14 protein-coding genes and 1 other RNA gene are annotated in these 14,400 nt (G+C 47.3%); 9 read left to right on the plus strand and 6 right to left on the minus strand.

Translation table 11 applies throughout. From position 1 onward, the window contains the following. The first annotated feature begins 158 nt into the window (after positions 1–158). From EKG39_RS16275 to EKG39_RS16290, 4 genes are all read left to right on the plus strand, one after another. Positions 159–1,163, plus strand: coding sequence for an ABC transporter substrate-binding protein (locus tag EKG39_RS16275; RefSeq protein WP_126507037.1), 1,005 nt, complete (start codon positions 159–161; stop codon positions 1,161–1,163). Positions 1,164–1,244: 81 nt separating this feature from the next. Further along, on the plus strand, positions 1,245–2,144 hold the full coding sequence (locus EKG39_RS16280; protein ID WP_126507038.1) for an ABC transporter permease: 900 nt from the start codon (positions 1,245–1,247) through the stop codon (positions 2,142–2,144). Further along, on the plus strand, positions 2,137–3,393 hold the full coding sequence (locus EKG39_RS16285) for a quaternary amine ABC transporter ATP-binding protein (protein WP_126507039.1): 1,257 nt from the start codon (positions 2,137–2,139) through the stop codon (positions 3,391–3,393). Before EKG39_RS16280 ends, EKG39_RS16285 begins: the two co-directional genes overlap by 8 nt. Further along, positions 3,393–4,607: a porin family protein gene (locus EKG39_RS16290; RefSeq protein ID WP_126507040.1), complete on the plus strand. Its 1,215-nt coding sequence runs from the start codon at positions 3,393–3,395 to the stop codon at positions 4,605–4,607. Before EKG39_RS16285 ends, EKG39_RS16290 begins: the two co-directional genes overlap by 1 nt. 103 nt (positions 4,608–4,710) lie before the next feature. On the opposite strand, the gene rnpB is transcribed toward EKG39_RS16290, so the two are convergent. Both rnpB and rsmI read right to left on the minus strand, forming a co-directional pair. Then, positions 4,711–5,062, minus strand: an RNA gene (gene rnpB, locus EKG39_RS16295) — RNase P RNA component class A. Positions 5,063–5,138: 76 nt separating this feature from the next. Continuing rightward, positions 5,139–5,981 (minus strand): 16S rRNA (cytidine(1402)-2'-O)-methyltransferase, encoded by an 843-nt coding sequence (gene rsmI / locus EKG39_RS16300; protein ID WP_126507041.1) that lies wholly within the window; start codon positions 5,979–5,981, stop codon positions 5,139–5,141. Positions 5,982–6,083: 102 nt separating this feature from the next. Between rsmI and EKG39_RS16305 the strand changes: the two genes are divergently transcribed. The 4 genes from EKG39_RS16305 (at position 6,084) to EKG39_RS16320 (ending at position 9,622) form a co-directional block, all read left to right on the plus strand. After that, positions 6,084–7,949, plus strand: a complete 1,866-nt coding sequence (locus EKG39_RS16305; protein ID WP_126507076.1) for a penicillin-binding protein activator — start codon at positions 6,084–6,086, stop codon at positions 7,947–7,949. Beyond that, positions 7,946–8,299, plus strand: coding sequence for a YraN family protein (locus EKG39_RS16310; protein ID WP_126507042.1), 354 nt, complete (start codon positions 7,946–7,948; stop codon positions 8,297–8,299). The genes EKG39_RS16305 and EKG39_RS16310 overlap by 4 nt, the downstream gene beginning before the upstream one ends. A 72-nt stretch (positions 8,300–8,371) precedes the next feature. Further along, entirely contained in the window at positions 8,372–8,965 is a 594-nt protein-coding gene (locus EKG39_RS16315) for a phosphoheptose isomerase (RefSeq protein ID WP_012144586.1), read from the plus strand. An 87-nt stretch (positions 8,966–9,052) separates the two neighbouring features. Further along, positions 9,053–9,622: a BON domain-containing protein gene (locus tag EKG39_RS16320; protein ID WP_126507043.1), complete on the plus strand. Its 570-nt coding sequence runs from the start codon at positions 9,053–9,055 to the stop codon at positions 9,620–9,622. A 43-nt stretch (positions 9,623–9,665) separates the two neighbouring features. Here EKG39_RS16320 and EKG39_RS16325 read toward each other — a convergent pair whose 3' ends face one another. After that, the gene (locus tag EKG39_RS16325) at positions 9,666–10,553 is read right to left on the minus strand and encodes a DMT family transporter (RefSeq protein WP_126507044.1); all 888 of its coding nucleotides are present in this window, start codon (positions 10,551–10,553) and stop codon (positions 9,666–9,668) included. 127 nt (positions 10,554–10,680) lie between these two features. Here EKG39_RS16325 and EKG39_RS16330 point away from each other — a divergent pair, with 127 nt between their 5' ends. After that, on the plus strand, positions 10,681–11,556 hold the full coding sequence (locus EKG39_RS16330) for a LysR substrate-binding domain-containing protein (protein ID WP_126507045.1): 876 nt from the start codon (positions 10,681–10,683) through the stop codon (positions 11,554–11,556). 282 nt (positions 11,557–11,838) lie between these two features. On the opposite strand, the gene trpS is transcribed toward EKG39_RS16330, so the two are convergent. Genes trpS through rpe form a run of 3 tightly spaced genes read right to left on the minus strand, consistent with a single transcriptional unit; the run spans position 11,839 to position 14,228 of the window. After that, positions 11,839–12,846 carry a tryptophan--tRNA ligase gene (gene trpS / locus EKG39_RS16335; RefSeq protein WP_126507046.1) on the minus strand — a complete coding sequence of 336 codons (1,008 nt, stop codon included), beginning with the start codon at positions 12,844–12,846 and terminating at the stop codon, positions 11,839–11,841. Next, positions 12,843–13,550, minus strand: a complete 708-nt coding sequence (locus EKG39_RS16340; RefSeq protein WP_126507047.1) for a phosphoglycolate phosphatase — start codon at positions 13,548–13,550, stop codon at positions 12,843–12,845. Before EKG39_RS16340 ends, trpS begins: the two co-directional genes overlap by 4 nt. 3 nt (positions 13,551–13,553) lie before the next feature. Beyond that, entirely contained in the window at positions 13,554–14,228 is a 675-nt protein-coding gene (gene rpe / locus EKG39_RS16345; RefSeq protein ID WP_126507048.1) for a ribulose-phosphate 3-epimerase, read from the minus strand. Positions 14,229–14,400 lie beyond the last annotated feature (172 nt).

The raw sequence follows: 14,400 nt of genomic DNA on the forward strand, positions 1-14,400 counted from the left end.
ATTGTATCAAATCCTTTACTGTCGTCCTGTTTCTAGTAATAGGATTATACTGATGCCGTCGCCTGTAAGAACCGTAGCACAGCCCCTAGTTTGAACTCTAACAATTGTTAATTAAAGGCACGCGCGCAAAACATTCTCACCTCGAGCACGGAGCTCTTATGAAAACTATGATTTTGATTGGCGGAATACTCCTTAGTACCGCGACACATCAAGCCCTTGCCGAAGAGCAATGCGGCAAGGTCACCATCGCAGATATGAATTGGAGCTCGGCTTCATTAATCGCTAATGTAGATCGCTTTATTCTGGAGCATGGTTACGGCTGCGAAGCCGAGCTGATCCCTGGTGATACTATGCCTACCAGCACCTCTATGGTTGAAAAAGGTGAACCTGATATCGCGCCTGAAATCTGGAGCAACAGCGTTAAAGAGCTTATCGAACGAGGTGTCAGCGACAAACGCTTGGCTATCGCGGGTCATTCACTCTCTGATGGCGGTGAAGAAGGCTTCTGGGTACCCCAATATATGGTCGACAAGGACCCAAGCCTGAAAACCATTGAGGGTATTATCGCCAAAGTGAAAACCTTTAAACATCCGGAAGATCCTGACCGTGGTGCTTTTTATGGATGCCCTGCGGGATGGGGCTGTCAACTCTCGGCTGAAAATCTGTATCGTGCGCTTAAGCTAAGTGATGCCGGGTTTGATCTTATCGATCCCGGCTCAGGAGCAGGCCTGTCCGGCTCCATCGCCCGTGCCTACGAGCGTGGAAAGCCTTGGTTTGGTTATTACTGGGCACCCACAGCGGTATTGGGTAAGTACAAAATGGCCAAGGTGGATTTTGGTAGCGGTATAGATGTGGATCATTTCCGTGACTGTATCTCCAAAGTCGAGTGCGCCGATCCCAAGGTCACCATGTATCCATCGGCATTGGTACAAACTGTCACCACCACAGATTTCGCTGAAAAATCAACCCAAGCATTCGCGTATCTTGGTAAACGCTCCCTGACCAATGCCCAGATGAACGGCTTGCTGGCTTGGATGGAAGACAATCAGGCAGACGGCAATATCGCAGCCGAGTATTTCCTGATGAATCATGAAGACACCTGGCTTAAATGGGTTCCTGCCGATGTTGGCGCAAAGGTAAAAGCGGCAATCGAAGCACTTTAAACACAACAAAAGCGGGGCTCTGAGCCTCGCTATTTTGCTCCCCATCTGGATTATCCCGTGTAAAACATTATAGAGGTAGTAATGGCTGACTATTCTTGGCTCAGCAAATTTCCGAAAATGGACCGTTCCACTTTGTTGGAAATTCGCAAATATTTGGATGGCAGCTTTCGGGACTTTTCCCGTGAGTATGGTGATGTCATCGAGTCTTTCTTCGATCCGCTGCTCGACTTTCTTATCTGGTTTGAAAAGCTGTTGGTGCAATCGCCCTGGTGGGCAGTACTGCTCTCTATTACCGCTTTAGTTTACTTCACCAGCCGTTCATGGAAATTGTCTCTGGGCGTCGTTGTTTCATTTCTGCTGATCGGCTATTTCGGCATGTGGGAAGATACGATGCGCACCCTCAGTATCATTACCGTGTGTACGCTATTGGCCATAGTATTGGGCGTGCCCATAGGGATCTTAATGTCCCGCAGCAATCGAACTCAGGCATTGGTGACACCGATTCTGGATGTGATGCAAACCATGCCGGCCTTCGTGTATCTGATCCCCGTGGTCATGTTGCTTGGAATTGGCAAGGTGCCCGGTGTTATTGCCGTGGTGATTTATGCCATTCCGCCAGTCATTCGCCTGACCAACCTGGGGATCCGTCTGGTAGACAAAGAAGTCCTTGAGGCCGCCACCGCCTATGGTGCTAATCCGATGCAACGCCTGATGGGTGTTCAGTTACCTCTGGCCTCTCCCACCATAATGGCAGGCATCAACCAGACCATTATGATGGCGTTGGGGATGGTAGTTATCGCGTCTATGATTGGCGTCAAGGGGCTGGGTCAACCGGTACTCAAGTCGATCACCAACCAGTATTTCACCCTCGGGCTCTTTAACGGTTTAGCCATCGTCGCTCTGGCCATCATTTTTGATCGCGCCTCTCAAGCCTACGCCAAGCGGTCTCAGAAACATATGCAGGGTGGACATCATGAGTAACGCATCACCAACAGAGCCACTTATTCAGATTAAGGATCTATTTAAGGTCTTTGGCAAAAAGCCAACCAGCGTCATGCCTATGGTTAGGGATGGTTTATCCAAGGATGACATTCTGGCGAAAACCGGCCATACCGTGGGCCTCAAAGCCATCAACCTCGATATTCATCAGGGTGAAATATTTGTGATTATGGGGCTTTCAGGCTCGGGAAAATCAACCTTGATCCGCCACTTCAACCGACTAATAGATCCCACAGAGGGGCAAATTCTGGTTGAAGGCATCGATGTGATGAGGCTCAATACCAAGGAGTTGGAGCAATTTCGCCGCAATAAAATGGCCATGGTATTCCAACGCTTTGGTTTAATGCCCCACAGAAGCGTACTGGAAAATGTCGCTTATGGCCTCAGTGTACAAGGGGTAGATAAAGCAAGTAGAAACGCCAAAGCCGCCCAATGGCTTGAAACAGTCGGTCTGGCCGGATATGAAGAGCAGTACCCTTCTCAGCTTTCCGGTGGTCAGCAGCAGCGCGTCGGCCTGGCAAGAGCCCTGTGTACTGATGCAGAAATCTTGCTGATGGATGAGGCATTCTCAGCGTTGGATCCCTTGATACGCAGTGAAATGCAGGATCAACTGATTGAGCTGCAAAAAGAACTACATAAGACCATCATTTTCATCACCCACGATCTCGATGAAGCACTGCGAATTGGCGACCGGATCGCTATCCTCAAAGATGGCAACCTGGTTCAGGTTGGTGAACCGGTGGATATCTTGCTCAACCCTGCCGACGATTATGTCGAAGCCTTCGTCAAAGATGTAAACCGTCCGCGAGCCCTGACCGTCGAAACCGTCATGAAGCCACCCGCGTATCGTCTTACCGCCGACACTATAGGTGAGGCACTCAAACAGATGAAGCGTATCCCGGCTAACTATGCCTATTACGTTACCGATGAGGGTTTCCAGGGAGTCGTGTGCCAGGAAGCGCTGGAAGATGCCGTAAAGACAGATAAAGAAGCACTGATGGAAGACTTTAAGGTCGAGGAGCTGACTCCGATATCACAGGATGCACTGCTGGAAAGCATCATTCCGGCAACGATGGAATCAGACTTTCCCCTGCCTGTTGTCGACTCCGATGGTGACTTGCAGGGTGAACTTTCCCGGGCTCATCTGGCCGACGTGCTATCGGATTTCTACACAGATGATGACGACAGCACTGACGAAGAAAAACTAAACTCAACTAAAGAGGATAAATGATGATCCGCTATACACTTGCTGCTTCCTGTATCGCCCTGGCATTGACCGCTAATGCCAACGCCACACAGGTTGACGAAGAGCTGGAGGCTCTTAAAAACCGTATCGAGCAATTGGAATCCGAACAGGAACAGGTAAAAGAAGATAAGGACGCCTCCATTAAGTTTGGCGGTGCCGCTCGTTTCCAATACTCCTATGAAGACTATGATGTCGATAATGAGGACCGGGGGGGAGATTTTGATTTCGACCTGTTCCGCATCGATGTTAATGGCAACGTCGATGACGTTATTTTTTCTGCTCAGTACCGCTGGCACCAATATATGGATGTCATTCACCATGCTTGGGTCGGTTACAACTTCGATGAAAAGCAACAGGCTAAAATTGGTATCACTCAGGTTCCATTCGGCATTTTGACCTGGGCGTCTAACAGCTTTTTCTTCAGTTCTAACTTCTATACCGGGTTGGAAGACGACTACGATATGGGTCTGAATTACACCTATAGCGGTGATGCTAACCGACTGGATCTGGCCTTCTACAAAAATGATGAGCAGGGCGGTTTGGATGGATATGTATCCGATCGCAGCGAGCGTTATTCCTACGATGTTGTCGGCGTTCGTCTAGCAGGAGAAGGGATCTATGACGCCCCAAGCGAAGGCAAGGCTGCGGGTGAAACCAACACCCTCAACGCACGTTATGCTCACAACCTGGCGTTCGGTGATGTTGCAGTTGAACTGGGGGTATCCGCTCAGGCCGGTCAACTGGAAATTCAAGACGGTACCGATGGCGATCATATGGCAGCAGCACTGCATAGTGTGATCAACTATGACCGTTGGAACCTTAAGTTGCAGCTGACCGACTACGAATATGATGTAGATGGTATGGATGTAGAACGTATGGTCGTGGGCGCCTATGCCTTCTATGACTCAATCCCGGCAGAGGCCACCAGCTATGTGGCCAACGTGGCCTACAGTCTACCTGTTAGCATGGGACCAATTTCAAACCTGACTTTCTATAATGATTATTCACTTGTCACCGATAAGCCAGGTGTTCAGGAAGACACCTTTATGAACGTCACAGGCGTCGCTATCACCGCCGGTGGCCTTTACACCTACGTCGATTTTGTTGTCGCCGAGAACCAGCCCTTTATCGGTGGCTCTATGGTAGGTAATGGTGAAACTAATAAGCGCCTGAACATTAACTTCGGTTACTATTTCTAATAGTGAAAATGCTAACTCGGGAAGTTGATACCCAATAAGCCCAAGCCTGCTTAACAAGGTACAAAAAGCCCGCTTATCTTTCGATAAACGGGCTTTCTTTTATTAGGTGAGTTGGCCGATAAGCCGGGTCTTGTCGTGGACAGTTATTCATCTAGGCCTGCAATCGCTCACAGGCTCAAGCGACCTACCCGGTTCCAACGCGAGCCGCGCCGTATGGAACCCTATTTGGTCTTGCTTCGGGTAGAGTTTACCTTGCTACGAACTATTTCTAGCCGCACGGTGCGCTCTTACCGCACCCTTTCACCCTTACCGACCTGATAAATCAGGCAGGCGGTCTCCTCTCTGCTGCACTTGTCGTCGGTTCACACCGCCCAGGAGTTACCTGGTACCCTGCTCTATGAAGCCCGGACTTTCCTCCCCGTTCTATTGAACGCGGCAACTGTCTGGCCAACTCGGCGCGGATTATAGCCTAAGGGATCGCAACACACCAACAAAATAAAACGAAATGGATGAAATGCGGCTCACACTTTTTTAAAGACCAATCTCTAAACCGTGTTTATACAGTGCATTCTTCTTAAGCCCATAGATCTGCCCGGCTATCGCAGCCGCTTTCTTTAAAGGCAGTTCATCGGCGAGTAACTTAAGGGTATTAACCACTTCGCTGGCAATCTCTGACTCTTGTGCGGTGCGATAACCATGGCACATCAGAACAATTTCGCCACGCTGCTGGTTCGGATCACTCTTCACCGTTTCCAGCACTTCACTGACGGGTCCTGATAAAAACGTTTCAAATGTTTTTGTCACTTCCCGGGCCATGACAATTTGTCGGTCGCCACCGAGCGCAGTTAAGATAGATTCTAAGCTGTGAACGATACGATGAGGTGATTCATAGAAAATCAAGGTTCTTGGGTCTTCTTTCAGGTCCGTCAGCTTATCTAAACGTCCCTTCTCTTTCGATGGCAAGAATCCCTCAAAGGAGAAGCGATCAGATGGCAGGCCAGACGCACTCAATGCTGTAATTGCCGCACAAGGTCCCGGTAGGGGAGACACTGGATAGCCAGCACTTCTCACTGCGGAGACGAGGTGGTAACCCGGGTCGGAAATCAACGGCGTTCCGGCATCGGATATCAATGCAACAGACTCACCATTGCTGAGCTTTTGAATGATCCAATCGGCTCTATCCCTTTCATTGTGATCATGCAGCGCGGTTTTCCTTGTCTCAATACCAAAATGACTCAGAAGTTTTCCGCTATGACGCGTGTCTTCACAAGCAATCAATGAAACATTATTAAGCACCTCTATGGCGCGAGAACTGATATCGGCAAGGTTACCAATAGGGGTTGGAACTATGTAAAGTGCGACCGCCAGATCCATATCTACCTCGGTTTGACTATCACAAGACTTTCGTCAAGCGTGAGAGAAGGTTAAACTATTGGCAGCATCTTACCAGAGTGGCCTCTTGTGTTGAAAAAAAGTGTGTTGAAAAGACTGAATACAACTAAATTAATTTCTATCGCAGTTTTGAGTGCTGTTTTATTCGGTTGCGGAACGACTCCCGCACCGGTGAAGCCAACTGTGAAACAAATCTCACTGGTGAGTGCACCTATGCAAGCTGCTGAATATATTGACTTAGCAGCAAAGTCAGATAATCAGGAAGAGCAGAACAGGTACGCGTTACTTGCCGCCCACGCCTTTATTAATGATGGCGATTCGGTTTCTGCAAATAAGACGCTTAAGTCAATCGAGAAGAGTTTAGTACAGCAACCTGAAATACTTGCCGAGCATAAATACCTGACGGCTCGAGTTCTCGAGCTGACTTCAACCTATGATGATGCCCTCAGTCAACTGGAATATCCAAGCCAATGGAAGCTTGCCGACTGGCAGATGGTGGCTTTTCATCAATTCAAAGCTCGGTTATACCAACACATTAAACAGCCTATTGAGCAGGTAAGACAGCTCAGTCTTCTAAGTTCATATCTTCCGTCCTCTCAAGCCGGTGAAGTGAACGATAGCATTTGGCGAATTCTACAGCCGATGCATGAACAGACCTTATTGACGTTTAGCCAAGATAGTTCCAGCCCTGTATTTGCGGGCTGGCTACAACTGGCCTACATAGCAAAACACTATGCCATAGACCCCAATCAGCTGGTTCAACACTTAGGTGACTGGCAACAGGTGAACGCCACTCATCCGGCGGCAATCAAACTGCCTACGGATCTGGAAAAAGCGCTCAACGTGAAGCCCTATAACCCTAAAAACATCGCTGTACTTCTCCCCCTGAGTGGTGCCAGAGCAACGCTCGCCAGCACAGTAAAACAGGGAATAATGTCACGCTATTTGGCTAACCCTGATGATAACGTTTCCATCAACTTTTTCGATACGGCAAAAGGGGCTCAGACCGCTTATCAGGCAGCCATAACCTCCGGTGCTGAGTTCATTATCGGTCCACTATTACAATCTGAGGTTGAGCAGTTACAGCAACCGGTTTCCTCTTCGGAACCCAAATCACCTCAAATCCCAAACATTGATGCGGCAGTGCAGCGGGTGCCACAGCTATACCTGAACCATATTGAAAACTTTATCCCTGACGACAATCAATTCTATTTTGCTCTCTCTCCCGCTAATGAAGCGCGTGATGCAGCGAAGAAGCTGTTTGATGATGGCATTACCATGCCACTTATCCTGGCGAGTAATAACTCTATAGGTCATAGAATGGCCGATAGCTTCAACCAGGTATGGACTGAGCTGGCACAGCAACCTGCTGAAGTTCACTTCTATGATGCTGGCGATCAGATGAAAGTAACGGTACAGAAATCTTTAGGCGTCATCGACAGCAAGGAACGTATTGCACGAATCAAGGCGTTGCTTGGCAATGATATTGAAGCCGATTTCCGTTCGAGGCGTGATATTGATGCCATCTATATGATCTCGGGTAACCGTGATCTTCCTTTATTAAAACCTTTTATCGACGTAAACTTTAGTGTTTTTGCCGATCCGGTTCCCCTGTATACCAGTAGCAGGAGTCGTGTTGAGGGAAGCTCACGAGAAACGGCCCAAGAGCTCAATAACCTCAATATCAGTGATATTCCTTGGTTACTACAAAGCAGTAAAGAAACTCAGTTAGTCGAAGAACTTTGGCCATCTTGGAGCTATAGTCAGAAGCGCCTGTATATCATGGGCTATGATGCCCTCGAACTTGTAGGTAAACTAGCTCAAATGCGAGCCCTGCCTGGCTATCAGTTTTCCGGACGTAGCGGTATGCTATCTGTCTCACCCGATGGCACAGTAAACAGAGAGCTTAGCTGGGGTCGTTATCAGAGGGGTAACTTACGTCCTCAATGATGGATAATAACAAGCCGATATCTGCAGAACATGGTCAAACAGGAGAAAACCTGGCCATGAATTACCTGGTAGAGCAGGGGCTGACATTCATCGAACGAAATGTCAGGTTCAAATTCGGGGAAATTGATTTAGTCATGAAAAATGGCAAAGAGTGGATCTTCGTCGAAGTAAAGTTCCGCTCAAAAAACCAGTATGGCGGCGCCTTAAATGCGTTAAGTTCAGGACAGATAAAGAGACTGAGACGTGCAGCTGAGCATTATATGCAGATCCACAATATCGATGCCATTTGTCGATTCGATCTAATCGCTGTAGATACGGGCCAGATACAATGGCTACCAAACGCATTCTGAAACCAAATTAATGACTTGTGCCTTAAGCTGTTATGGCATGATAACAAGAGATTTAAAATTAAGGATTTACCTATGTTAGAACGTATTAAAGATAGCTTTACACATTCAATTCAAACCAAGATCGATGCTTCAGAAGCACTGCCAGAGTCTATTGCTAAAGCAGCAGAGATGATGGTCCACTGTCTATTAGGTGGAAATAAAATTCTGGCATGTGGTAATGGCGGTAGCGCCGGTGATGCACAGCACTTTTCGGCAGAGCTATTAAACCGCTTTGAAGTTGAGCGTCCTCCCCTTCCAGCCATCGCATTGACAACCGATACCTCTACGATCACAGCTATCGCGAATGACTATAGCTATGACGAAATATTCTCTAAACAGATCTTAGCATTGGGACAGCCTGGCGATATTCTATTGGCGATATCAACCAGTGGACACTCTGGCAACGTGATTAAAGCCATTGAGGCAGCGTTGAGCCGTGACATGACCATCGTGGCTCTGACCGGTAAAGATGGTGGCCCAATGGCCGGTTTACTCAGCATTAACGATGTTGAAATTCGAGTGCCTTCTAACAGCACGGCTCGCATTCAGGAAGTCCACCTGCTTGCCATTCATTGCCTGTGTGACAATATCGACCGCACTCTATTCCCTCAGGACGAGCAGCAGTAAGAAGCAGTCATCAAATGCCTCTAAGTGTCATCTTGCCTTTTATGACAAGATGACATCTCGTATTCCACCCCGTCAGGAAAAAACACAATGATCAGACTGCTCTCACTTGCAGCGATAGCGCTACTTCTTCAGGGCTGTGCCGGTGCCGTAATGGTAGGTGCGGTGGGTGGCGCCATGATGGTAAATGATGAGCGCAGTTTTTCCACTCAGCTTGACGACACTAACGCAGACTTCCAGATAGCCAGTGAACTCGCCGCCTTGGAAGATGTAAAAAACCAAGCCAATATCACCGGTGTGGTCATGAATGGTAATGTACTCTTGATAGGCCAGTCTCCCAACTCAATGTTAAGAGACAAGGCTATTCGCGCCGTTCAAGAGTTGAAATTAGGTGGAAAAATCCATAATCAGATCCGAATAGGCAACCCGACCTCCTTCACCACCAGAAGTAATGACACCTGGATAACGACTAAGGTTAAGACTCGTATGCTCAATACCGATAACTTAGATGTCACCCGCATCAAAGTTATCACAGAGAACGGTGAAGTTTTCCTGCTTGGTGTCGTGGCCAGAGATCAAGTTGACCTTGCTGTCGATGTCGCCCGTAATACCGCCGGCGTGCGAAGAGTTATTAAGGTATTCGAATCCCCCCACTCCTGAACCTTGATAGGAGCCAGGTTGCTACCCTAGCCAATAATTGCAATCAATGAGTATGCATCTCCGCGATACGCGAGCTAACCTGTCGCTTACTCACACCCGAAAAAATCCAGGGTAACAAGATTGATGGCAGCACGATAAAGCCTGCCCCAATCCAGCTTAATCCGTCTAACCATTCATCGAACCATAACCAACCGAAGAAAACGCAAAATATGAGCCCAGTATATTCTGCAATGGCGACTTCGCTGGCCTTGGCTTTACGGTATGCAAGCACACTTAACCACTGATACACCAGTAAGAAGGCATTACTTACTATGGCCAGGCCCAATACTTGCCAGCTCAGTCCGGATACGCCTTGAACGATAGTAAAGACTACGACGATAGGTACACTAAACAGGTTATACAGCATAAGAGTCACTATTGGGGACTCTGTATCGGGTAATTTTTTTAGTGCCAACTGATTGATGGCAAATGTCAGCGCCCCCGCCAGCACGGCAATGCCGGAGATATTCATTTCACTGGGCCGTAATATGATTAAGATACCAACAAAGCCTAATATCCCCGCTACCGATTGTGCTCCACTCATCTTTTCCTTTAAAAACAGACACCCCATCATCATGATCATCAATGGAGCCGAGTAAAACAGTGAGCTGACAGTGGCAAGAGGCAGTGACATGAGCCCCATGATTAGCAGCAAGGCACCAGACGTTCCCACATGGGCTCTAAAGAGATGAAGCTTAATATGATTACTCCTCGGTGCCCTCTCCCGTAGCCAGAACGGTAGTATCATCAACACAGCAGAGAGCTGACGCACGAGCAAAAATGTCGAGGCATTCACATCGTCCGATAACCACTTAACCGAGACATCATAAAGTGCACTAAAGATGTTTCCAAAGACTAAAATTCCGATCCCAATGACGACTGCGCGTTTCATTTCATACTCATACAACTAACAACAGATGTGCTTATGATATAGACCACAAAACGTTAGCTGAAATGATGTTTTTTAATCATAGATGAATTAGATTCATACTAAGTATGACTATTGAGAACCGCTTATCATGCGAAAAATCCCCCCTTTACGTGCGTTGCAGGTTTTTGAAGCCGCGGCCAGACAGGAACACTTTTCCCGAGCCGCAGACGAGCTTTGTATCACACAGAGTGCCGTCTCTCATCAGGTACGGGTACTCGAAGAACACTTTGACGAACGGCTCTTTAAAAGAGCGGGGAGACAACTGAAGCTGAGTGCTAAAGGGAAGTTACTCTACAGCGAGCTGTCACGTATTTTTAATGAGTTAAGTGACCTTAACCTGCAGATATCGGGTGGGGAGAGTCAGGAGCTCAGGCTCGCGGTTTACAGCTCATTTGCGGTGAAATGGTTAATTCCCAGACTCAGTGACTTCAGACGACAGTACCCGGAGATAAAAATTCGTCTGGATATGATCACCGACGATCCGGAGCTGTCCGATAGCGTTGCCGATATGTTTATCAGCGGACAGAGTAATCACCCGGGATTTTGGCATCAGTTACTACACAAGGAACGGCTCATACCCGTTTGCAGCCCGGATCTATTTGCCAGAGGAGAGGCGGTACACATCGAGTCTTTGTGGCAATACCCATTGCTGACGGTAGATGAAGGACCTCTGGGACTTGACTGGAACCGCTGGAGTGTAGCCAATGAGGCACCTTTCCCGGATGATTTTCAGCAACATATCTTTAGTCATGTACTACTAGCCATCGAAGCTGCAATCGCTGGCCAGGGCATTGCATTAGCCTCCGACTTCATGGTTGTCAATGACATAGAAAAGGGACGTTTAATCGCATTGGATCTACCGGATATATTCACTGGCTTTAAATTTAACTTCAGCTGTAAGCAGAGAAGGCTGAAAGAACCTGCCATTGCCGCTTTCATCGAATGGATTAACCATCAGAATTGATGACAACGAGTCACGAGTCACGAGTCACGAGTCACGAGTCATCAGATTAAAGCAGAGCCCTAACCATACATAGTAAATAGCCATAACTCTTTATGACAATAGGCCAGACAGAACGAAGGTTTTAAACCATCCGTGGTAAACCTTCATAAGTGTTCTGACCGCCAGGGATGGTGGCAATGCCAGTAAATGCAGGAGCATTTGTGGCCAGACACAAAAAAGCCGACACATGGTCGGCTTTTCCGGACGAAACAGTGTCCCGTCCTGAGATAAGTTAAAACAGGCTTATACTAGCAAGCCAATTTTCTCATATACCGTTTTTAGTGTGACTTCTGCACGAGCCTGAGCCTTCTCAGCGCCCTCTTGCATCACTTGATTCAGGAAGGTTTGATCTTCCCTGAACTCACGATATCTGGCCTGAAGAGGTTCAATCATCTCGACTACCGCTTCACCGGCTGCGACTTTAAGGTGACCATACATTTTGCCTTCGAACTCAGCTTCAAGACCGGCAATGCTCTTACCCGATACACCAGACATCAAGCTGAGTAAGTTAGAGACCCCAGGCTTATTTTCTGTATCAAAGCGCACCACTGGCGGCTCATCACTATCGGTCACAGCTTTCTTAATCTTCTTCAGGATCTTCTTAGGCTCTTCGAGTAATCCGATAACGTTATTACGGTTATCGTCCGACTTCGACATCTTCTTAAGAGGATCTTGCAGCGACATAACCTTAGCGCCATGCTCCGGAATAAATGGCTCAGGAACAGTAAAGGTATCACCATAGGCATTATTGAAACGAGTTGCGATATCACGAGTCAACTCAAGATGTTGCTTCTGATCTTGCCCTACAGGGATCTCATTGGCTTGGTACAAGAGGATGTCTGCAGCCATCAAGACCGGGTAAGCAAATAAACCAACGTTGATGTTGCTCGCATGCTTTTGAGACTTATCTTTAAACTGAGTCATGCGGTTTAGCTCACCCATCTGGGTATAGCAATTTAGCGCCCAACCTAGCTGTGTATGCTGTGGAACCTGAGACTGGATGAATACCGTACTTTTCTTAGGGTCGACGCCACAAGCAAGATAAAGTGCTAACGTGTCCAGGCAAGCTTCTCTTAGAAGTTTAGGATCTTGTCTTACCGTAATGGCATGAAGATCCACGACACAGTAAAGGCAGTCATGGCTATCTTGCATGGCAACCCACTGTCTCAATGCGCCCATATAGTTACCTATGGTCAGCTCACCTGACGGTTGTGCACCGCTAAGTACTATGGGTTTGGCGGGGTTAGTCATACGTTTTCTTGCTCCATTACATTTACGCTATTATTTACTAGTGTCAAAATTTCACTAAATTGTTCACAGACCGCATCTGGACTGCTAAGACTGATATCTTCACCGTAGTTATACCCATAGGTCAAGCCTATCGAGGTAATACCCGCAGCTTTAGCCGCCAAAATATCATTTTTTGAATCTCCCACCATCAAAAGCTGGTCACCCTCCAACTCCCAATGGTTGAGAAGATGGGTTAACGGCAAAGGGTCGGGCTTCATTCTATCGAGGGAATCACCACCAAGCACTTTACAAAATAGGTGATCGATTTTAAATGCCTCCAGTAGAGGTATGGTAAATCGATGTGGTTTGTTCGTCACAACTGCCAGCGGATATCCGGATGAACTCAACTCTTCCAATACGGCTAAAACATTCGGGTATAACTTGCTATATCGCTGAAGGTGCTCCTGATAATAATGCATGAAACGAGGCATCACTTCATCGAGCAGAGATTGCTCCACTTCACGCTCAAGCGCAAAAGAGAGAGCCCTGCGCATCAACATCTCTGCGCCATTCCCCACCCAACTTCTCACCTGCTCTTCAGTGCAGCCAGATAGTTCAAACTCAGATAATGTAGCTTGAGTGGCGGCAGCAAGATCCGGCACACTATCGATAAGTGTGCCGTCGAGATCGAAAGCGATAGCTTTAAGTTTTCCCCAACGACTCATGGATTATGACTCGCTTTTAGCTAGCTCGACACGCATCTCATCGATAACAGCTTTGTAATCAGGCTTATTGAAGATCGCAGAACCAGCCACAAACATGTCGGCCCCCGCAGCGGCGATCTCGCCAATATTATCAACCTTAACACCGCCATCTACCTCGAGACGAATATCATAGCCACTGTCATCGATTAACTTTCTAACTTGTCTAAGCTTATCCAGTGTCGATGGAATAAAGGATTGACCACCGAAACCTGGGTTAACTGACATCAATAAGATGACATCCAGCTTATCCATTACATGGTCCAGGTAATGCAGTGGAGTCCCCGGATTAAATACTAAGCCTGCTTTACAACCTGACTCTTTAATCAACTGTAAACTTCTGTCCAGATGCTCAGAAGCTTCCGGGTGGAATGTGATGAATGTAGCTCCGGCTTTAGCAAAGTCAGGAATAATTCGATCAACGGGCTTTACCATCAGGTGAACATCGATATCAGCTGTGATGCCATAATCACGCAACGCCTGACATACCATAGGGCCAATAGTCAGGTTAGGAACATAATGATTATCCATTACATCAAAGTGAACCACATCGGCACCGGCATTGAGGACAGCATCGACGTCTTCACCTAGGCGGGCAAAGTCGGCAGATAAAATAGAAGGAGCAATAAGAAATGGGCGCATAGCAAACTCACTACAGTGTTTAAGAAATACGCTATTCTACCTTTTGCAGGCTTAAGCCTCTAGGGCTTATGAGGGATTTAGATATGATCAATCACAAAAACCTCATACATTTGTACAATATTTTACAGCACAGAAAAATTAATGTTCAAAATATAATCGGCTTTGCTATAAT

Origin of the sequence: Shewanella atlantica (genome assembly GCF_003966265.1) — a bacterium.
In the GTDB taxonomy this organism is placed as follows: domain Bacteria; phylum Pseudomonadota; class Gammaproteobacteria; order Enterobacterales; family Shewanellaceae; genus Shewanella; species Shewanella atlantica.

Coding starts and splice junctions, on each gene's coding strand:
- rpe (WP_126507048.1), bottom strand. CDS start 14,228: ATGCGCCCATTTCTTATTGCTCCTTCTATTTTATCTGCCGACTTTGCC.
- EKG39_RS16285 (WP_126507039.1), top strand. CDS start 2,137: ATGAGTAACGCATCACCAACAGAGCCACTTATTCAGATTAAGGATCTA.
- EKG39_RS16340 (WP_126507047.1), bottom strand. CDS start 13,550: ATGAGTCGTTGGGGAAAACTTAAAGCTATCGCTTTCGATCTCGACGGC.
- EKG39_RS16320 (WP_126507043.1), top strand. CDS start 9,053: ATGATCAGACTGCTCTCACTTGCAGCGATAGCGCTACTTCTTCAGGGC.
- EKG39_RS16315 (WP_012144586.1), top strand. CDS start 8,372: ATGTTAGAACGTATTAAAGATAGCTTTACACATTCAATTCAAACCAAG.
- EKG39_RS16330 (WP_126507045.1), top strand. CDS start 10,681: ATGCGAAAAATCCCCCCTTTACGTGCGTTGCAGGTTTTTGAAGCCGCG.
- EKG39_RS16275 (WP_126507037.1), top strand. CDS start 159: ATGAAAACTATGATTTTGATTGGCGGAATACTCCTTAGTACCGCGACA.
- EKG39_RS16290 (WP_126507040.1), top strand. CDS start 3,393: ATGATCCGCTATACACTTGCTGCTTCCTGTATCGCCCTGGCATTGACC.
- rsmI (WP_126507041.1), bottom strand. CDS start 5,981: ATGGATCTGGCGGTCGCACTTTACATAGTTCCAACCCCTATTGGTAAC.
- EKG39_RS16325 (WP_126507044.1), bottom strand. CDS start 10,553: ATGAAACGCGCAGTCGTCATTGGGATCGGAATTTTAGTCTTTGGAAAC.
- trpS (WP_126507046.1), bottom strand. CDS start 12,846: ATGACTAACCCCGCCAAACCCATAGTACTTAGCGGTGCACAACCGTCA.
- EKG39_RS16310 (WP_126507042.1), top strand. CDS start 7,946: ATGATGGATAATAACAAGCCGATATCTGCAGAACATGGTCAAACAGGA.
- EKG39_RS16280 (WP_126507038.1), top strand. CDS start 1,245: ATGGCTGACTATTCTTGGCTCAGCAAATTTCCGAAAATGGACCGTTCC.